Source organism: Seonamhaeicola marinus (assembly GCF_008085455.1).
In genome coordinates, this window is record NZ_VSDQ01000030.1 from 1 (window position 1) to 233 (window position 233).

Here is a 233-nt window from a genome sequence, read left to right on the forward strand (position 1 = left end):
GTCTTGGTAAATTTTAATAACCCTAACATCAACAGCACTTAAATTTACAGCCTCAAAATTGAATTTTAATTCTTGCGAGTTTGGTAAAATATTACCACTATTTAACAAGCGCACTTGAGGTTTTAATGATTGGAAGGCTACCGTTTCTGAAAATGGTTTTTTTAGTTTAAAACCATCAGTGTTTTTAATGCCTTGAAACACATTAACATTAATATTTCCTACCAGTTTAGTGC

At 30.9% G+C, this 233-nt stretch carries 1 protein-coding gene; it reads right to left on the bottom strand.

Annotated elements, in window-relative coordinates; all coding sequences use genetic code 11:
* Nucleotides 1-233 (bottom strand): hypothetical protein (locus FUA24_RS00210; RefSeq protein ID WP_148539577.1); only part of this gene is annotated, 233 nt, incomplete at both ends.